This window comes from Streptomyces sp. Xyl84 (genome assembly GCF_059731885.1).
This window is the reverse complement of record NZ_AP029182.1, coordinates 6,662,174-6,680,323: the sequence shown is the minus strand read 5'-3', so window position 1 is coordinate 6,680,323 and position 18,150 is coordinate 6,662,174. Positions and strand designations below refer to the sequence as shown.

Here is an 18,150-nt window from a genome sequence, read left to right as displayed (position 1 = left end):
CGAAGGCACGGTTCGGAGCACCCGCCTCCTGTGTCGGAGAGGGAGGCGTCGTGGTGGTCGTCGCTGTTCTGTTGCTGCCGCTCGTGGGTGTGCTCCTGCTCGTCATGGACCGGATCGAGGACCGGATGTCCGGCGCCGCGCCGGCGCGCGGCCGGCCCGCCCGGCACCGCGGGCACCTGCGGCTGATCCCGGGAGGCCGCCGGGAGGCGCGGGACCCGGGTTCCGCCGCTTCCGGGACGGCGGAGCAGGAGGAACCGCAGGGGCCGGCTGACGCGGCCGGGCACCTGAAGACGGGTGCGCCGCAGGAAGCGGGCGGCGGCGCGGCGCGGCGGCGTGAGGCCGGCGCGCCCGTGGGGCGGGACGAGGCGGCCTGAGACGCCGGCGGGGCGCTGACACGGCGGAGGACTCCCCCGCACCGGCGTCCCGGGCGCTGTGACACCCTCGGCCGGGACCGGACCGCTGCGGGTCCCGGTCGTCATCCTGTTCGACTCTGTGGAGAGGCAGCGGTATGCGCATCGGACTGCTCGGCACCGGCCCCTGGGCCCGGATGGTGCACGCACCCGCCCTGAGCGGGCACGACGGGCTGGACTTCGCCGGTGTCTGGGGGCGCCGGGCGGCCGCCGCGGAGGAACTGGCCGCCCGCCACGGCACCCGTGCCTACGACGACGTCGACGCGCTGCTCGCGGACGTCGACGCGGTCGCCGTCGCGCTGCCGCCGGACGTCCAGGCCGGGCTGGCGGTGCGCGCCGCCCGTGCCCGCTGCCACCTGCTGCTCGACAAACCGCTGGCGGCGACGGTGGCAGGCGGCCGGGCCGTGGCCGAGGCCGTCCGGGAGTCCGAGGTGGCCTCGGTGGTCTTCTTCACCACCCGGTTCCAGACGGCACCGCAGGCGTGGATCGACGAACAGGCGGACCGCGGAGGCTGGTTCACCGGACGCGCGCAGTGGCTCGGCGCGGTGTTCTCCGGGGACAGCCCGTTCGCTGCCTCGCCCTGGCGGCGGGAGAAGGGCGCCCTGTGGGACGTCGGCCCGCACGCGCTGTCGGTGCTGCTGCCGGTCCTCGGCGACGTACGGCGGGTGTCGGCCGCCGCGCCCGGGCCCGGGGACACCGTGCACGCGGTCCTGGACCACACCGGCGGCGCATCCAGCACCCTGACCCTCAGCCTGACCGCCCCGCCCGCCGCGGCCGGGGCGACGGTGGAGGTGCGGGGCGCGGCCGGGGCGGCGGTCCTGCCCGAGGGCTCCGAGGAGGCGGTCACCGCCTTCACCCGGGCGGCGGACGCACTGGCCGACGCGGCGCGCACCGGACGCCCGCACCCGTGCGACGCGGCCTTCGGGCTGCGGGTGACGGAGATCCTGGCGGACGTGGAGACACTGCTGGACCGCACCGACCACGGTCACGGAGCGGCAGAGGCCGGCGGGCCCCGTCACGGCATCGGTGACGAGATCCGTGCCGGCATCGGCGTCGAGGCCCGCGACGGCGCCGGCGACGGGGCCCGCGGAGGCGCCGGCGACGGCGGCTGAGGGTGCGGCCGGGCTCACGTGCCCTTCCGGACCGCCGCGTCCGGGGTGCGGGGTCCGGGGCGGCGTAGCAGCGTGGTGGTGTGGTGAAGCCGCCTGCCCTGGTGTCGCGCCGGGACCCGCTCCGGCGGGGCTGGCTGCGGGGTGCCCCGCCGCCCCGCTGGGTGCGCGTCCTGCCGGCCGCCCTGGCCGTCGGCGTGTGCGTGGCGACCCTGCTGAGCCCGAACCCGCTCGACATCGGGTTCCTGCTCGGTGCCATCCCGCCGCTCGCCGTGCTGTCGTACGGGCCGCTGACGACCGCGCTGCTCGGCGGCGTCGTGGTGGCCCTGCTCAGCGTGCCGGCCTTCCGGCTGGACCATCCCGGCAACACCGACCTGGAGACGGTCTGCTTCGTCGCCGCCCTGAGCGTCCTGCTGTCGTACGTCCGCAGCCGCCGCGACGCGCAGCTCGACCTGCACCGCACGGTCGCCGAGGCCGCGCAGCGGGCCGTGGTGCCGCCACTGCCCGAGCGGGTCGGGCCGGTGCGCTGCGCCGGGCTCTACCGTGCCGCGCAGCGCGGCACGCTGGTCGGCGGGGACTTCTTCGACGTGCGCCGCGGTCCGCGGGGCGTCCGGGCGGTCATGGGCGACGTGCAGGGCCACGGGCTGGCGGCGGTGTCCACGGTCGCCGCGCTGCTGGGCAGCTTCCGGGAGGCGGTGCTGGACCGGCCGGGTCTGACGGAGGTCGTGGCGGCGCTGGACCGCCGGCTGGTGGTGGACTCGGCGGAGGTGCGGCACGCGGAGCTGTTCGCGACGGCCGTGCTGCTGGACTTCTCCGGCGACGCGCGGTCGGTGCGGGTGGTGACGTGCGGCCATCCGCCCCCGATCCTGTTGCGGGACGGGACCGCGACGGAACTCTCCGTGACGCCCTGGACGCCTCTCGGCCTCGGCCTCTCCGACGGGCTTCCGTCGCCGGACGGGCACGTCGAGCCGCTGCGCCCCGGTGACGTGCTGTTCCTGGCCTCCGACGGGGTCACCGAGGCACGGAACGGCGACGGCGCGTTCTACCCGCTCCTGGACCGGCTGCCCCGGCTCGCCGACGGCGACCCGGCCGTCCTCGCCGACCGGGTGCTGGCCGATCTCCTCACGCACTGCGGGACGATCCGCGACGACGTGACGATGCTCGTCCTCACACCCTGCCCGTCGCACGAGGCGGGAGCGGGCACGGGTGCGGGCCGGGGAGCTGCCGCGGCTGCGGGACGAGGGCCGGTCCGTGAGGCTGGTGGGACCGGTGGGACCGGTGGGACCGGTGGGGCGAGCTGAGGGGGCACGGGGACGGTCCCGCGGTACCGCTCAGGCGCCCTGGGTGCAGTCGGCGGCGAGGAGTCCGTCGTGGCCGGGCTCGCCGGGCGCGGCCGCCGCCACCGGGTGCCGCGACGGAACGGACACGGACACGAGCACGGGGACGGGAGCGGTCCCGGGCGCCGTACCAGGCCGGGCGGCAGCCGCCGGTACCACCGGGTGCCGCGCGGACGCGGACTCGGATACGGACGCGGAGACCGGTGTGGACGCGGAGACCGGTGCGGAGACGGACGCGAGCGCGGACGCGGAGACGGGCGTGGACGCGGGTGCGGGGCGTGTGCGGCGGTCGCGCAGGACGGTCGCGACGGCGATGGTGCCGGCGATGAGGACACCGCCCAGAACCAGCGCGCCCCGGGCTCCCGCGGCCTGCATCAGCAGGCCCAGCAGCGGCGGGCCGACCAGGCTCCAGCCGGTGCTCGCGGTGCGCCACACGCCGAGCACGCGGCCGCGCATGTGCGCCGGCGGGTCGGTCTGCAGGACGGTCGTACCGGCGGTGTCGGAGATGGACTCCACCACCGCCATCGGGGCGACGAGCAGCAGCAGGACCCACAGGTCCGGGGAGAGGCCGGCGGCGATCTGCAGCACCGCGCCGGCCGCGGCCAGAGCGCCCACCAGGCGGACGGAGGGGCTGCGCAGGCGCCCGGCCAGCACCGCGCCGGCGACGCCGCCGACGGCCAGGACGGTGGAGACCGTGCCGAACGCCCCGGCGGCCCCGCCGAGCGGTCCGGTGACCAGCACCGCGAGGGTCAGCCCGTAGTTCCGGCCGAAGACGCTGCTGATCGCGGTGATGCCGGCCAGGGCGACGAGCCGGGGGCGGCGCAGGAAGAAGCCGAGGCCGTCGCGGGCGCCGGTGCCCCGCCGTGACGGTGCCGGGGCGGCGGGCCGCCGCCGGGAGGACGGGGCGGCGGACGCCTCCTGCCCGGCCTCGGGGTGGGGGCGCAGGAAGGGGATCACCGCGGCGACGGCCAGGAAGGAGATGCCGTTCGCCGCGTACGCGGCTCCGGGCCCCCACCAGCTGACCACCATTCCGGCCAGGGCGGTGCCGCCCACCCGGCCGGCGCCGCTCACCACCGAGCCCAGCGCGATCGACGACGGCACGTCCTTCGGGGGGACGAGGTCGTTGCCGAGCAGGGCGCAGGCGGGCGCGTCCACGGTGGCGATCAGACCGGTGACCGCGGCGAGCACCATGAGGACCGGCACGGTCAGGTGGTCGGTGACGACGAGCGCGGCGGTCAGGAAACCGACCAGAGCGAGCAGGGCCTGGCTCACCGAGGCGGTGAGCCGGCGCGGCCACGCGTCGACGGCGGCGCCGCCGAGGAGCCCCAGCAGGAGTCCGGGCGCGGCCTGCGCGGACAGGGACAGGCCGGTCGCCGCGGCGGAGCCGGTGAGGTGGAGGACGAGGAGGTTCTGCGCGGTCAGCTGCATCCAGGTGCCCGCGTTGGACACCAGGTTGGCCGCCGACCACCAGCGCATGCTGCGGTGGCGCAGGGACCGCCAGGGGGCACGGTCCGCCTCCTCGCCCGTTCGGCGCACCGGGCGCCGGGGTGAGGGGAGGACCACGCGCCGGGAGGCGGCCGTGGGCACGGACGAGGAAGCAGGAGAAGCGGAGGAAGCAGAGGGGGATGAAGCCACGGAAGGACGCTTTGCGTGAGAGACCGGACGACTTGCCGTGCTGTGCCGCCGGGGGCGGCTCGACGGTGAGACGTGGTCGGGCACAGCGGCTGCCCATCATCACAGACGGGACGGGACGGTCGGTGCGCGCGGCCGTCGGCGCGGTCCGCGGGGGCACCCGACTCTGCCTCGTAGCACCGGTGTTGCCGACGCGGTGGTGTTGCTCACAGGAGGCCGCCCGGCCGGAGCTGCGGGGCGGGGGCGAGGAAGCCGGGGGTGCGGGGTCCGTGCCGTGTGCGGGCCGGGACCGGTCCCCCGTTCCGGTCCCGCCCGCCCGTCCGGCCCCCGCGTGACCCCCTCGGCCCGTCGAACTTACGTGGCGCTTACGGGCGTCAAAACCGCGTCAGTGCCCTTTCGGGCAAGCGGAGGACTCACCCGTGCACAGGTGAGTCCGGAATGCCCCTGTTGAGCCCGTGGCCGCCCTGCCTCGGCGCCGGTCGGGCCCCTGGAACGCCGTGGATCGGCGGGCAGCGGGGCGAGCACCGGGCAGCCGCCGTCGGCGGGTCGGGCCGACGGCCGCGGGGCAGCGGGCGACGGCGGGGCAGGCCGGAGCGGCCGTCAGTCACTCAGGGGGGCGGGCGAGGTCAGCCACTCGGGGCGGGCGGTCGGAGGTGGCCGGCCGAGGTGGGCCGGGCAGGGTCAGCCGGCCGCGGACGGCGGGTCGAGGGCCGGCGGGTCCAGGTCACCCGCCGCCATCTGGGCCAGGACGACTTCGTAGAGGTCGCTGCCGACGGCCAGGAGCTGGCGTTCGAGGACGGGCTCCACACCGCGCACGTGCTCGCGCACGGTCTGCGCGTGGACGCCGAGCAACTGCGCGGCACGCTCGGCGTTGCCCCCGGCGGCGGTCCAGGCGCGCAGCGTGCCGCGCAGGTCCCGGGTGTCCGCCGCCAGGCGCCCGAGGAGTTCCCGAGCCCAGGTGCGCAGCGCCGGCCCGGTCAGCAGCTCGCCCAGACCGGCCCGGCGGGCCCGCGCGGCCGGTCCGGGGGCCGGTTCCGGGACGAGACCCGCCTGCGTGTTCAGGGCGAGGTGGACGGCGGCCCGCACGGTGAGCAGGGAGAAGTCCGCGCCGAGCAGTGCCTCCACCCGTTCCATCCGGGCACGGACGGTGTTGCGGCTCACCCCGAGGATCCGGGCCGCGCTCACCGCGGGGAACTCGAGCCCGAGCCGGGTGGTGGCGACCAGTTCGGCGCGGGTGTGGTGGGCGAGGGTGTCCAGGGGGCGCAGCAGCCGTCCCGACCAGGCGTGCAGTGCCTCGTGGTCCATCAGCCGCTCGGGGTGGGTGCGCTCGGCGTACACGGCGGTGCCGTCCGGGCGGAACCGGGCGAGCGCGAGGGCGCTGACCGCCTGCCCGTAGGCCGTGGCGGTCCGGGCGAGGCTGTGCCGGATGCTGCCGCCGAGGAAGGTCTGCGGGCGCGCGCCGACCAGCGCGCGCAGCTCGCGGCCGGTGGTCTCGGCGGGGGCGATGACGATGACGTGGCCGTCCACCGCCGGGCAGCGGACGACCAGGGCCTGCCCGCCGGTGGCGTCCAGGCACTCGGCGGTCAGCCGCTCGCGTTCGTCGGGGTGGGCCTCCAGGACGTAGACGTGCGCGGTGTCGGTGTCGAGCAGGCCGGGCCACAGTCCCGCGGCGACCCGGCGGGCCGAGACGGTGTCCTCGACCATCAGCAACTGCAGGATGGCGAGGCGCAGGGCGGCCGTGGCCTGTTCGAGCCGGCGTCCGGTCTCGTCGGTCTCGTCGGCCCTCAGCAGCAGCTCGACCACGCCGGCGGTGCGCGTGAGCATCTCGGCGGTCCGCCGGTCGAAGGGGGTGACGCGGGAGACGGCGAGCACGCCGGCCGCGGGTGCCTGCGGGCGGCCCACGCGCACCGCGCGGACGTGACGCCCCGCGTCCTGGAGTGCCGCCGAGGCGAACCGGCCGGCGCGGAGGTCCGCGATCACGTCGTCGGCCAGGGGCACGCTCGCCCCGGCGCGGAGGGTGCCGTCGGCGTCCAGGAGGCAGGCCGTGCCGTGGGCGGCGTCGGCGAGCCAGGCCACGACCTTGCGCACGTCGCGCCCGGTGGGCCGCAGGTGGTCCAGGAGTTCCCCGGCCCAGGTGGCGTGTGCGCCGCCTCGCTCGTGCGCCGGGACGGCTCCGTCCTGTCCGCCGGCCATGTCGGCTGTCTCCTCCCGTTCCTTGTACACCGCACTGACCTCGGCGTTCTCGGTCCGGGACGTTACCAGCGGCGGCCGTTGACGCGCTGTGCGAGGCTCCCGCGCCAACGGACCGCGCAGGCCGGCGCGGTGCGGGGCGCTGACAGAAGGGGCGGCTTCGCCGGTGGGTCACGGGGGGGGTGGTGAGCGACCGGCGAAGCCGCGCGCCCGGGGGCCGGGGGGACAGCGCCCGAGCGGTACACAGCTCTGGTTCCCCGCCTTCGGCCGAGTACGCGCGGGAAACACGGCGAATTTCCGGACCGGCACGGACCCGCCACCGTCACCGCCCTCGACCGCCACCGCCCCCCCACCCAGCGCTCGGCCCGCTCCGCCACCGACCGGCCGCACGGACCCCGCCGCCACCACCGGCAGGCACCGCACCGCGGCACCGGCACCGGCCCTCGGTCACCGGCGGCGCAACAGCCAGGGCAACCCGTGTCCGACGGCCGGTCCGTGCGGCGGCGGCCGGGCGCACGGCATAAGCTCGGCGGATGGCGAAGTACTTCGACGTGCACCCGGACAACCCCCAGCCGCGCGCCATCCGGCAGGTCGCCGACGGCCTGCGGGAGGACGCGCTGATCGCGTACCCGACCGACTCCTGCTACGCCCTCGGCTGCCGGCTGGGCAGCCGCGACGGCGTCGACCGGATCCGGGCGATCCGCCGCCTGGACGACCGGCACCACTTCACCCTGGTGTGCCAGGACTTCGCGCAGCTCGGCCAGTTCGTACGGATCGACAACGATGTGTTCCGGCTGATCAAGGCGGCCACGCCCGGCAGTTACACCTTCATCCTGCCGGCGACGCGGGAGGTGCCGCGCATGCTGCAGCACCCCAAGAAGAAGACCGTCGGGGTACGCATCCCGGACCACGTGGTCACGCAGGCCCTGGTGGCGGAACTCGGTGAGCCGCTGCTGTCCAGCACCCTGCTGCTGCCCGACGAGGACGAGCCGATGACGCAGGGCTGGGAGATCAAGGACCGGCTCGACCACGTGCTGGACGCGGTGGTCGACTCGGGCGACTGCGGTACGGAGCCGACGACGGTCGTCGACTTCTCGGGCGGCGAGGCCGAGATCGTGCGGCGGGGGGCGGGCGACACCTCACGGTTCGAGTGAGGGGTCCGGCCCCGGTCGCGGATCCGTGCGGGCCCGTCGCCGCCCGGCGGGCGGGCGCGTGCCACCATGACCATGATCCGCCCGACCCCCGCGCCCGGATTCGGCATCCCCGGGCCCCCGGGCAACCCCTCACCGCCGGTGACGTCCTCACCGGCGGCCGCGCAGGAAGGCAGCCCCCATGAGCGCCGTACAGGGACAGACCGTCGAGATCCCCACCGAGGACGGCACGGCAGACGCCTATCTGGCCCACCCCGGGGACGGACGTCCGCACCCGGCCGTCCTGTTCTACACGGACGCGTTCGGTCTGCGTCCGCACGTCAACAACATGGCCGACCGGATCGCCGCCGCCGGTCACACCGTGCTGGTGCCCAATGTGTTCTACCGTCACGGACGGGCGCCCGTCGTGGAGTTGCCGGAGTTCATCGACCTGTCCGAGCGCCCGGAGGTCTTCGGCCGGATCATCCCGCTCATGCAGGCCCTGACGCCGGAACTGGCACGGCGTGATGCGGGGGCCTACCTCCGTGTGCTCGCCGGCCATCCGCTGGCCGCCGACGGCCCGGTGGCGGTGACCGGCTACTGCATGGGCGCCCGGCTGTCCCTGCTGACCGCGGGCGCGTACCCGGACCGGGTCGCGGCGGCGGCCGGTTTCCACGGCGGCGGGCTGGCCACCGACGGTCCCGACAGCCCGCACCTGAGCGCCGGGAACGTCACCGCAGAGCTGTACTTCGGGCACGCCGACAACGACCCCTCGCTGCCGCCCGAGCAGATCGAGCGCCTGGAGGACACGCTCACCGCGGCCGGTGTCCGGCACCGCTGCGAGGTCTATCCGGGCGCCTCGCACGGCTTCACCCAGGCCGACACCGACGCCTACGACGCCAAGGCGGACGAACGGCACTGGACGGCCCTGCTCGACCTGCTGCGGCGCACGTTCGGCTGACCGACGGGGACTCAGCTCCCCCCAGGCACGGGCCAGTTGGGGTGGGGGTCCGGGCCCTGTCCCGGCCACCCGCCCGCTGCGCGCGGCGCACCGGTTGTTACGGTGCACCGCGTGTCTGACTCCTCACGCGATACCGTCGAAGGCGCCGGCTGGAACGACGCCGAACGCGGCACCTACGCCCGGCTGATGCCGGACCGCGTCCAGAAACTGTCGTGGCTGAACCCCCGGACCCTGTGGGCCGCGCGCAACGGCGTGGCCGCCTCCTGGTTCGGGGACCCCACCGGGCAGACCCGTTCCCGGTGGGTGGCGCAGCAGGCCGCGGCCGGGGCCCCGGCGGACAAGGTGATCCGGCGTACGGAGACGGACCGCTTCTCCTTCATGGTCATCGGGGACACCGGTGAGGGCGGCGAGTCGCAGTACGCGGTCGTGCCGGGTTTCCTGGAGGCGTCCCGGGACACGTCGTTCGCCGTGCTCGCCAGCGATGTGATCTACCCGGTCGGCAGCACGGACGACTACGGCACGAAGTTCTTCCGGCCGTACCGCGACTATCCGGCGCCCATCTACGCGATCCCGGGCAACCACGACTGGTACGAGGACCTCGGCGGGTTCATGCGCGTCTTCTGCGACGACGCGCCGCCGCTGCCGCCACGTCCCCGGCCGCGTGCGCTGAGCCGGGACTGGTGGCGTGCGCTGCTGTGGCACGAGCCGCGCCCCGCCGACGAGCAACGGCTGGCCGAGGCACGGAAGTTGCGTTCCGCGCCGGGGCAGCAGGCCGTCCAGCCGGGCCCGTACTGGGCGATCGACGCCGGGCCGCTGCGGATCGTCGGCATCGACACGGGCCTGCTCGGCACCCTGGACGCGGAGCAGGGCGCCTGGCTCCGGGAGGTGTCCCGCGGGCCCCGCCCGAAGATCCTCGTCACCGGTTCCCCGCTGTACGTGGACGGCGAGCACCACCCCTGCCCCATCGAGGGCGGGGGCAGCGTCGACGACATCGTCCGCGACCCGGCCCACCACTACGTGGCGGCGATCGGCGGTGACATCCACAACTACCAGCGCTATCCGGTGGACGTGGACGGCCGCACCGTCCAGTACGTCGTCTCCGGGGGCGGCGGCGCGTTCATGCACGCCACGCACACCATCCCGCGGGTGTCGGTCGCGAACGTGACGGAGGCCGACTTCCGCTGCTACCCGCTGCGCGGCGACTCGCTGGCGTTCTACAGCTCCCTGTACGCGCGCCGGCTGCGGCTGCGCCGCTTCTTCACGCTCACCGAGGCGGAGGGGATGGCCGTGATCGCCGAGCGGCTCGGCATACCGCCCACCCGCACGCCGGGCGGCCCGGTCCGTCTCACCCGGCGGGTCCGCCTGGTCGCGAGCCTGCTCGGTGCCGGCCGCCGCCCCGACCGCCGGGCCCGGTTCCGCCTCCCGGTGCGCAAGATCTACACCCAGCTCTTCTCGCCGGGTTCGGTCACCTACAGCCCGCCCTTCTTCAAGTCGTTCCTGCGGCTGGACGTCAGCCCGGATTCGGTCCGGCTGCGCTGCTTCGCGGCGACCGGCAACCGCGCGCAGGAGGTCGACCCGCCGGTCGAGGACGAGGTGGTCATCCCGCTGCCCCCGCGGGTCTGAGCGCCCGGCGGCCTCCCGGGGCCGCGGGACGCCGCGCCCCGGCGCCGCGCGCCGCTCCCGGCCCGCAGGATCGTCGCGGCCGGCGGCCGGTCCGGGCCCCGTGGCCGCGCTCCGCCGGCCGCCCGGCACGTCCCGGACCGATCGGGGCAGGCTCGGCGGCGTACGGCGACAGCACCTCACACCGTGAACTCCCGTACGACGGTGTTCCGGAACACGGCCCGGCCGCCGGCGCTGAAGAGTGCGAGCCGGTCGTCGACCAGATAGGGGAAGGCCGCCGAGGAGTGCACGTGACGGCCGTCGTCGACGAACATCTCGACCGAGGTGCGGTCGACGAGGATGCGCAGGCGCACCGGGCGGCCCGCGGCGCCCAGCGGCGTGCGGCTCTCCTGCCAGGTGCCCGAGCCGTCGGGGTTCACGGTGGCGCGGCGGTTGAGGAAGGCGTAGTCGCCCCAGATCCCGGCGTCGATGTGGCGGTTGCCGTCCGGGGAGCGGCGCAGTTGCAGGCCCGCGCCCGTCGGACGGTCCGCGCTGATCTCGCAGCTCACCTCGTAGGAGACGCCGGTGTACTCCAGCAGGCGGGTGCCGTCGACGCTCAGGTCGCCCAGGCGCACGGTGCGCGAGACATGGGAGTCGAGGGCGGCGACGGGCCGTGAGGCCAGGTGGTACGTGCCCGAGTCGTCGCGGCGCAGCACGACCTCGCGGACGATCGAGTCGGTGCCGTTGAAGCCGTCGCAGTCGATGGTGGGGGTGGTGTGGGCGTAGTCCCAGTTGTTGAGCCAGCCCATCGCGTACCGGACGGCCGGGTCGGGGGTGCCGTCCGCGCGGTGCCGGTCGAAGGTGACGGCCGCGTACCAGTCCCAGCCGTGGTCGAGCCACTGCGGGTCGGCGGCGTCGGGGGTGAAGGAGCCGCCGTCGAAGGAGCCGGTCCAGTAGGCGTAGGTGTTGGGCAGCCCGGCGGCCTTGCCGTTGGCGCTGACGCCCAGCACCCACTTGGCGGTGCCGTCCGGGGCGGTGATGCGGAACAGGTCCGGGCACTCCAGGACGCCGAGGCCGCGGTGGGTGAACCCCCCGGCGGGCGTCCAGGACTTCAGGTCGGCGGAGTGGTGGAAGCCGATGGTGTCGTTCTGGGCGAGGGCCATCACCCACCGGCCCCGTTCCTCGTCGCGGATCACCTTGGGGTCGCGGAAGTCGGCCACGCCGGGGTTGGGCAGGACGGGGCCGGTGCCATAAGGGGTGAAGGTCCGTCCGCCGTCGGTGGAGTAGTACAGGAACTGCTCCTGGTGATCGGTGCCGCCGCCCGGTGACATGGTGACGATGACGACCACCGCCCCCGGGCCGAAGCCCGCGGTGCCGTGGGTGTCCACCACGGCGGATCCGGACCAGAGGTCGCCGTTGGGCGTGGTGTCCTTGGGCACGGCGACGCCCCGGTCCCGGAAGGAGACGAGGTCGGTGCTGGTGGCCAGGCGCCAGGCGGTGCCGACCTCGCCAGCCAGGTAGTCGGCGTTGTACAGGTAGTAGTAGTGGTATTCGCCGTCGATCCACAGGGGGCGCTGCGGGTCGTTCTTCCACTGGTCGGGGACGGTGAAGTGGTATCCGGCACGGTAGCGGGCGGCGGGGACGGCGTCCGGCCGGCGGGGACCGGCCGGGGCCGCCGCACCCGGCCGGCCCGCGCCCGCCCCCCGTGGCCGGCCCGCGCTCGCCGCCGCCGGGGCCGCGGGCAGCAGCGCCGCGGCCGTCCCCGCGGCCGTTCCGGCGAACAGCGCTCTCCTGGACATGTCACGCACCACGCGAGGTTCCTCTCCTCGGACGGGCAGGGATGCGCCGCGGCGGGCCCGGCCGACGGCGGCTCATGGGTCCAGGACTGTAGACCTAACTCGTTAAAGGTCAAGCGTTCACGCCCCTTGACAGAGGAGTCGCACGGTTTTCATCATCGGGGCGTCACCTGCCTACTAACACGAGTTAGGTCCACGATGACCGACGTCCACCCCTCCCGCCGGGCGCTGCTCAGGTACGGCGCCTACGGCACGGGGGCAGCCGCCCTGGCCGGCACCGCCGCGAGCTGGGACCGCCTCACCGGAGCCGACATCCCGGGCCGCGACGACGGCTCCCTCGTCGTCGCCACCCTCGGCTCCGCCTTCGACCCGGCCGCCGTGCGCGCCCTGCGCGACGGCTTCCGCGCCCTGCACCCCGGCATCGACGTGCGGATCAACGCTGTCCAGGCCGTCGACTGGCCGGACTTCTTCGCCAAGGTCCTCACCCAGATCGCCGCGGGCACCGCTCCCGACCTCGTCTACGTCGCCACCGAGGGCGTCCAGTTGTTCGCGAAGCGGCTCGGCGTCCCGCTGGACGGCTGGGTGCGCCGCGACGCGGCGGAGCTGCGCGAGTACTTCGCCGACGTCCACCCGTCGCTGGTGGAGTCGATGATGTACGAAGGGAGCCTGTACCAGCTGCCGGTCGAGTTCAACGCGGCCGACATGTACCTCAACCGGCAGGTGCTGCGGCGGGCGGGCGCCGAACTGCCGCCCGCCGACTGGACCCGGGACGACTTCACCGCGCTGCTGCGCCGCATGAAGCGCTCCAGCGGCGCCCACTTCACCCCGTACTTCTGGACCAACCGCCTGTGGGGCGGCGTCGTGCCCTGGCTGTTCGCGAACGGGACCAACCTCCTCGCCGAGTCCCGGGCACCCGGCGGCGACTGGCTGTGGAACACCTTCTACCCCGCCGCCGAGCGCGCCGGCCGGGGCGGCGGCTTCCGGTGGACCACCCCGCAGGCGACGGACGCCCTGGTCGAGGAGGCGTACGACTATCTCGCCTCCCTCGTCGCGGAGGGCCTGTGCACCCGTCCGGAAGGCGGCAACGGCAGCAACCTCGTCGGGGTGTTCTCCACCGGCCGGGTCGGCGTCACCCCGGCGGGCGGCTTCTGGGCGGGCGGGCTGCACCTGGCGGGCATGAGGCCCGACGCCTACGACGTGCGCTACTTCCCGCGCCGGCTCAGCAGGCGCCACCAGTTCGGCGCCGCCGGCTACGCGCTGCTGCGCACCTCCAAGAAGCAGGACGCCGCCTGGGAGTTCATCAAGTACGCCGTCCGCCGGGACACGCTGACCCGGCTGTTCCGGGCCAACCAGACCACCCCCGCCCGCCGCTCGATGCTGACCTCCGCCCGGTACGCCGCGACCGGCCCGGCGCACTGGCGGATCTTCTACGACACCCTCGACAAGTTCCCCGACACCGGCCCCGTCCCCGCCCCGCCCCAGGTCGCGGAGGTGACGCAGGTCCTGCTCAAGCACACCGGAACGGCCCTCGCCGCGCCGCGCGCGGTGGGCCCCGCGCTGCGCCGGATGCAGGGCGACCTGGAGAAGGCCATGGAGCGTGACGCATGACGAACACCCGGCTTCCGTCCCGGCGGACGCGGGCGGCCGCACCGGCCGCCCCCGCCGTCCGGGCCGCCGCCCGGCCCGCCGCGCGCGAGCGGGGCACGCGGCTGCTGGCGGCGCTGTTCCTGGCACCGACGGTCCTCGGCATCGTCGTCTTCACCGTGGTGCCGATCGCCGGTTCGGTGGTGCTCAGCCTCTTCCACTGGAACGTGATCGACTCCCCCGGCTACGCGGGCGGCGCCAACTACCGCGATGCCCTCGGTGACACCACCGTCCTGGTCTCGTTCCGCAACACGCTCGTCTTCATGGTGCTCGCGGTCGCCCTGCAGCTGACCGTCGCCCTCGCGCTCGCCCTCACCGTGGACGGGCGGATGCCCGCCTGGCTGCGGTCGGTGTTCCGTTCGGCGTTCTTCTTCCCGCTGGTGCTGTCCGCCGCCTCGATCTCCGTGGTGATGAAGTACCTCTTCAACCAGGACTTCGGAGTCGTCAACTGGCTGCTCGGGCTGGCCGGCATCGCCCCGGTGCCGTGGCTGACGTCGGAGCACGCGGCGCTGGCCACGGTGGTCCTGGTCTACGTCTGGCAGCAGTTCGGCTTCTCCTTCCTGCTCTTCGTCGGCGGGCTGAACAACATTCCGAAGGAGATCCACGAGGCCGCCTCCCTGGACGGCGCCCGGGGGCTGCGCAAGCACCTCGCCATCACGCTTCCCCTGCTGTCGCCCACGCTGCTCGTCGCGTCCGTGGTCGGCATCATCAACGCCCTCCAGGTCTTCGAGCAGCCGTACGTCCTGACCGAGGGAGGCCCCGGCGACGCCACCCGGACGGTCGTCATGGTCATCTACGAGAAGGCCTTCGAGCAGCTCCGTTTCGGTGAGGCGTCCGCGGTGGGCGTGCTGCTGTTCGTCCTGATCATGGCGGTCACCGCCCTCCAGTTCCGGCTCAGCCGGCGCTTCGTCCACTACCAGTGAGCCCGGTGACCGCCATGAGCCAAGCGTCCCCCTCCCTCAGCCGCGCCCGGCACCTCCTCGCGCCGTGGGCGCGGATCGCCGGGCTGACCGTGTGCGCCCTGCTGACCCTCGGGCCGGTCCTGTGGACCGTCTCCACCTCGCTGCGCACACCCGCCCAGTCCTTCGACCTGCCCCCGCGCATCGTCCCCGCCCACCCGAGCGCCGCGGCCTACCGCGGGGTCTTCCAGCAGCTCGACGTGTGGCTGCTCGCCCTGAACTCCACGCTGGTCACGGCACTGATCGCGGTGGGCCAGATGATCACGGCGGGGCTCGCCGGATACGCCTTCGCCCGCCTGGAGTTCCGGTTCAAGAAGCCGCTGTTCGGGCTGGTCCTGGCGACCATGATGGTGCCGTTGCAGGTCACGATCGTGCCGGTGTTCCTGGTGCTGAAGTCGATGGGCCTGACCGACACCCTGCTCGGCCTGATCGTCCCGGCCTTCCCGACCGCGTTCGGCACCTTCCTGATGCGGCAGTACTTCCTCGGTATGCCCCGGGACCTGGGCGAGGCGGCCATGCTGGACGGCGCCGGGCCCTGGCGGATCTTCCGCTCCGTCTACGCCCCGCTGGCCGCGCCCGGCCTCGCGATCGTCGGCGTGCTCGCCTTCAACTACCACTGGAACGAGTTCTTCCGCCCGCTCATCCTGGAGACCTCCGCCCAGAACTACACCCTGCCGCTGGGGCTGGTCTCCCTCCAGGGCAATCTCGGCACCGGCTCCGTCTCGGTGGTCCTCGCCGGTGTCGTGCTGTCCATGCTCCCCGCCGTCGCCGTGTTCGTCGTCGGCCAGCGCCCTCTGCGTGAGGGCATCACCTCCGCAGGAGTCAACCGTTGAGCCCCGCCCCCCGGTCCGCCACCGGCCCCGACGCCCCGCGCTTCCGGGTCCGCCCGCCCGCCCACTGGATCAACGACCCCAACGGGCCCTTCCGCTGGCGGGGCCGCTATCACCTCTTCTACCAGCACAACCCCGGCGCCCCGGTGCACGCCGACATCCACTGGGGCCACGCCTCCAGCACCGACCTCGCCCACTGGGAACACCACCCGCTCGCCCTCACCCCCCTCCCCGGCGGCCCCGACGAGGCGGGCTGCTGGTCGGGGTGCGTGGTCGACGACGCGGGCACGCCCACCGCCGTCTACACCGGCATCGACCACCGGCACACCGGAGTGGGCGCCGTCTGCCTGGCCAGGGCCGCCGACCCGGACGACGACCGGCTCACCGAGTGGCGGCCGCTGCCCGGACCCGTGGTGTCCGCGCCGCCCGCCGGCCTGGACGTGGTCATGTTCCGCGACCCGTTCGTCCTGCGGCACGGCGGGCGGCGCTGGGCGCTCGTCGGGGCCGGGCACGCCGACGGCACGCCGTCCGTGCTGCTGTACGACTGCGAGGACCTGGCCGACTGGCGGTTCGCCGGGGTCCTGCTCGACGGATCCGACCCGGTCGCCGCCGCCGTGTTCGGCGACGGGGCGGTGGGCTGGGAGTGCCCGCAGCTGTTCCGGACGGCGGAGGACACCTGGGTGCTGGCCGTGTCGCTGTGGGACGGTGATCCGTGCGCCACCGGCCATCTGACCGGCGACCTGGTCCACGACGGCCGGGGCGGGCTGCGGTTCGCGGCGCGCGGCGGGGGCCTGCTCGACCACGGACGCGACTTCTACGCGCCCGCCGTCCTCCAGGAGGAGGACCGGACCCTGATGTGGGGCTGGTCGTGGGAGGCGCGCGGGCCCGCGGAGGTGGAACGGGCGGGGTGGGCCGGGGTCCTCACCGCCCCCCGGGTCGTGGGCACCCACCCGGACGGCTCCCTGCGGGTGTTCCCCGCCCCGGAACTCGACCTGCTGCGCGCCCCGGAACCGTTCGTCACCCGCCCGGGCCGCCGGGTCCCGCTCCCGGACGCCTACGACCTCACGGTCACCGCCCGCGGGCGCACGACGGCGACCCTGCTGCGCTCCCCGGACGGGCGCGCGGACCTGTCGGTGCGGCTGGACCCGGCCGCGGGCACCGTCACCCTGGACGGCGGCGAGCGCCCCCGCGCGGGCCGCGAGGGCTCCGGGCCCCGCACGGTGCGGCTGCCGGGCGGGCCACGGCTGACGGTGCGGGTCCTCGTCGACGGTTCGCTCGTGGAACTCTTCGCCGCCGGCCGGGCGACGCTCACCGAGCGCGTCTACCGGCGGCCCGGCGACGTCCCGGAACTCACGGTCGACGCCCCCGCCGCGGAGGTCACCGGATGGGCACTGGTCCCACCGATGCGCGGCTGACCACCGCGCAGGCCAGCCGGCGGGTGGCGGCCGGCGGGGTGCGGCCGGTGGCGAGGGCGTCCAGGAGCAGCCGCACGGCCGTCTCGCCCATCGCCCGGTGGGGCAGCGCCACGGAGGTGAGCGGCGGGGTGAGGAAGGCGGCCATGTGCTCCTGGTCGTCGTAGCCGACCACGGACAGGCCGGCGGGCACCTCGATGCCGAGCCGGGCCGCGGCGTGCAGGACGCCCGCCGCGACCCGGTCGTTGTAGCAGAAGACCCCGGTGGGCCGCTGCCCGGCGGGGGCGCCCTCCAGGAGCCTGACCGCGCCCTCGTACCCGCTGGAGATCTCGCCCCCGGTGCGCACCACCCACTCGGGCGGGACGGTGACGCCCTCGGCGCGCAGCGCGTCACGGAAGCCGCGCAGCCGCTCGCGCGACGCGATGTCGTCGAGGCCGCCGATCACGGCGAGCCTGCGGTGCCCGTGGGCGAGCAGCAGCCGGGCGGCACCGCCGCCCCCGGCCCGCTCGGCGGGGACCACGGCGGGCAGCGAGCCGTCCTCGGGAAGGCAGTTGGCGAGCACGGAGTGGGTGCGGTGCAGCCCCTCGGGGACCCGGACCCGGCGCAGCGACATGGCCGCGTAGATGATCCCGTCGACCCTCCGGTCGAGGAGTTCGGCGACGGCGGCGTCCTCCTTGGCCCGGTCGCCGCCGGTGTCGACGGTGAGGATGAGGTGGTCGCTGCTCCAGGCGGCCTCCATGGCCCCGCGCAGCAGCCGTCCCGCGAAGGGCGAGGACGCGATCTCGTCGGTGACCAGGCCGAGCACGGCCGTACGGCGGCTGCGCAGGCCGCGCGCGACCGGGTCGGGGCGGTAGCCGAGCCGGGCGGCGGCCTGCCGGATGCGTTCCTGGGTGGCGGGCGAGAGGTTGCCCTCGGCCCGGCCGTTGAACACGAAGGACACCGCGGTGTGCGAGACACCGGCGAGCCGTGCGACGTCACGGGAGGTGGGCCGTGCGCCGCTCCTGCCGCCGTTCCTGTCCTCGGCGCCGCCGCCGCTGCCGTCCGCCGTCATCGTCCCCGATTCCCGCCCGTTCCGTCGATCACGGCTCACCCTATCGGCGAGGGCCGCGGCGCCGGCGGGCGGTCGGCGCGCCCGCCGTGG

Annotated in this window: 14 protein-coding genes; 10 read left to right on the top strand and 4 right to left on the bottom strand. The window is 75.1% G+C overall.

The features are described from left to right. The first annotated feature begins 50 nt into the window (after nt 1-50). The 3 genes from AC6I72_RS29125 (at nt 51) to AC6I72_RS29115 (ending at nt 2,820) form a co-directional block, all read left to right on the top strand. Entirely contained in the window at nt 51-374 is a 324-nt protein-coding gene (locus tag AC6I72_RS29125) for a hypothetical protein (RefSeq protein ID WP_498004105.1), read from the top strand. 134 nt (nt 375-508) lie between these two features. Then, the gene (locus tag AC6I72_RS29120) at nt 509-1,522 is read left to right on the top strand and encodes a Gfo/Idh/MocA family protein (RefSeq protein WP_498004104.1); all 1,014 of its coding nucleotides are present in this window, start codon (nt 509-511) and stop codon (nt 1,520-1,522) included. 80 nt (nt 1,523-1,602) lie between these two features. Beyond that, the gene (locus AC6I72_RS29115) at nt 1,603-2,820 is read left to right on the top strand and encodes a PP2C family protein-serine/threonine phosphatase (RefSeq protein WP_498004103.1); all 1,218 of its coding nucleotides are present in this window, start codon (nt 1,603-1,605) and stop codon (nt 2,818-2,820) included. 30 nt (nt 2,821-2,850) lie between these two features. On the opposite strand, the gene AC6I72_RS29110 is transcribed toward AC6I72_RS29115, so the two are convergent. Beyond that, nucleotides 2,851-4,332, bottom strand: a complete 1,482-nt coding sequence (locus AC6I72_RS29110) for an MFS transporter (RefSeq protein ID WP_498004850.1) — start codon at nt 4,330-4,332, stop codon at nt 2,851-2,853. Nucleotides 4,333-5,169: 837 nt separating this feature from the next. Beyond that, entirely contained in the window at nt 5,170-6,681 is a 1,512-nt protein-coding gene (locus AC6I72_RS29105; protein WP_498004102.1) for a helix-turn-helix domain-containing protein, read from the bottom strand. Nucleotides 6,682-7,211: 530 nt separating this feature from the next. Between AC6I72_RS29105 and AC6I72_RS29100 the strand changes: the two genes are divergently transcribed. The 3 genes from AC6I72_RS29100 (at nt 7,212) to AC6I72_RS29090 (ending at nt 10,392) form a co-directional block, all read left to right on the top strand. Next, nucleotides 7,212-7,832 carry an L-threonylcarbamoyladenylate synthase gene (locus AC6I72_RS29100; protein WP_037852315.1) on the top strand — a complete coding sequence of 207 codons (621 nt, stop codon included), beginning with the start codon at nt 7,212-7,214 and terminating at the stop codon, nt 7,830-7,832. Nucleotides 7,833-8,010: 178 nt separating this feature from the next. Beyond that, nucleotides 8,011-8,769 carry a dienelactone hydrolase family protein gene (locus AC6I72_RS29095; RefSeq protein WP_498004101.1) on the top strand — a complete coding sequence of 253 codons (759 nt, stop codon included), beginning with the start codon at nt 8,011-8,013 and terminating at the stop codon, nt 8,767-8,769. Between the two features lie 111 nt (nt 8,770-8,880). Next, the gene (locus AC6I72_RS29090; RefSeq protein ID WP_498004100.1) at nt 8,881-10,392 is read left to right on the top strand and encodes a metallophosphoesterase family protein; all 1,512 of its coding nucleotides are present in this window, start codon (nt 8,881-8,883) and stop codon (nt 10,390-10,392) included. A gap of 176 nt (nt 10,393-10,568) precedes the next feature. Here the strand turns inward: AC6I72_RS29090 and AC6I72_RS29085 are convergent, their stop codons facing one another. Next, entirely contained in the window at nt 10,569-12,176 is a 1,608-nt protein-coding gene (locus tag AC6I72_RS29085; protein ID WP_498004849.1) for a glycoside hydrolase family 32 protein, read from the bottom strand. A 186-nt stretch (nt 12,177-12,362) separates the two neighbouring features. On the opposite strand from AC6I72_RS29085, the gene AC6I72_RS29080 reads away from it, so the two are divergent. Genes AC6I72_RS29080 through AC6I72_RS29065 form a run of 4 tightly spaced genes read left to right on the top strand, consistent with a single transcriptional unit; the run spans nt 12,363 to nt 17,012 of the window. Beyond that, entirely contained in the window at nt 12,363-13,772 is a 1,410-nt protein-coding gene (locus tag AC6I72_RS29080; protein WP_498004098.1) for an extracellular solute-binding protein, read from the top strand. Then, nucleotides 13,769-14,731: a carbohydrate ABC transporter permease gene (locus tag AC6I72_RS29075; RefSeq protein WP_498004097.1), complete on the top strand. Its 963-nt coding sequence runs from the start codon at nt 13,769-13,771 to the stop codon at nt 14,729-14,731. The genes AC6I72_RS29080 and AC6I72_RS29075 overlap by 4 nt, the downstream gene beginning before the upstream one ends. A 14-nt stretch (nt 14,732-14,745) precedes the next feature. After that, nucleotides 14,746-15,600: a carbohydrate ABC transporter permease gene (locus AC6I72_RS29070; protein WP_498004096.1), complete on the top strand. Its 855-nt coding sequence runs from the start codon at nt 14,746-14,748 to the stop codon at nt 15,598-15,600. Continuing rightward, on the top strand, nt 15,597-17,012 hold the full coding sequence (locus AC6I72_RS29065; RefSeq protein WP_498004095.1) for a glycoside hydrolase family 32 protein: 1,416 nt from the start codon (nt 15,597-15,599) through the stop codon (nt 17,010-17,012). Before AC6I72_RS29070 ends, AC6I72_RS29065 begins: the two co-directional genes overlap by 4 nt. Here the strand turns inward: AC6I72_RS29065 and AC6I72_RS29060 are convergent. Continuing rightward, nucleotides 16,975-18,060 (bottom strand): LacI family DNA-binding transcriptional regulator, encoded by a 1,086-nt coding sequence (locus tag AC6I72_RS29060; RefSeq protein WP_498004094.1) that lies wholly within the window; start codon nt 18,058-18,060, stop codon nt 16,975-16,977. The genes AC6I72_RS29065 and AC6I72_RS29060 overlap by 38 nt on opposite strands. Between the last annotated feature and the right edge of the window lie 90 nt (nt 18,061-18,150).

What these genes read in the sequence shown, in the direction of transcription:
- AC6I72_RS29105 (WP_498004102.1), bottom strand. Translation starts at nt 6,681, where the DNA reads ATGGCCGGCGGACAGGACGGAGCCGTCCCGGCGCACGAGCGAGGCGGC.
- AC6I72_RS29095 (WP_498004101.1), top strand. Translation starts at nt 8,011, where the DNA reads ATGAGCGCCGTACAGGGACAGACCGTCGAGATCCCCACCGAGGACGGC.
- AC6I72_RS29110 (WP_498004850.1), bottom strand. Translation starts at nt 4,332, where the DNA reads ATGCGCTGGTGGTCGGCGGCCAACCTGGTGTCCAACGCGGGCACCTGG.
- AC6I72_RS29070 (WP_498004096.1), top strand. Translation starts at nt 14,746, where the DNA reads ATGAGCCAAGCGTCCCCCTCCCTCAGCCGCGCCCGGCACCTCCTCGCG.
- AC6I72_RS29075 (WP_498004097.1), top strand. Translation starts at nt 13,769, where the DNA reads ATGACGAACACCCGGCTTCCGTCCCGGCGGACGCGGGCGGCCGCACCG.
- AC6I72_RS29120 (WP_498004104.1), top strand. Translation starts at nt 509, where the DNA reads ATGCGCATCGGACTGCTCGGCACCGGCCCCTGGGCCCGGATGGTGCAC.
- AC6I72_RS29080 (WP_498004098.1), top strand. Translation starts at nt 12,363, where the DNA reads ATGACCGACGTCCACCCCTCCCGCCGGGCGCTGCTCAGGTACGGCGCC.
- AC6I72_RS29100 (WP_037852315.1), top strand. Translation starts at nt 7,212, where the DNA reads ATGGCGAAGTACTTCGACGTGCACCCGGACAACCCCCAGCCGCGCGCC.
- AC6I72_RS29060 (WP_498004094.1), bottom strand. Translation starts at nt 18,060, where the DNA reads ATGACGGCGGACGGCAGCGGCGGCGGCGCCGAGGACAGGAACGGCGGC.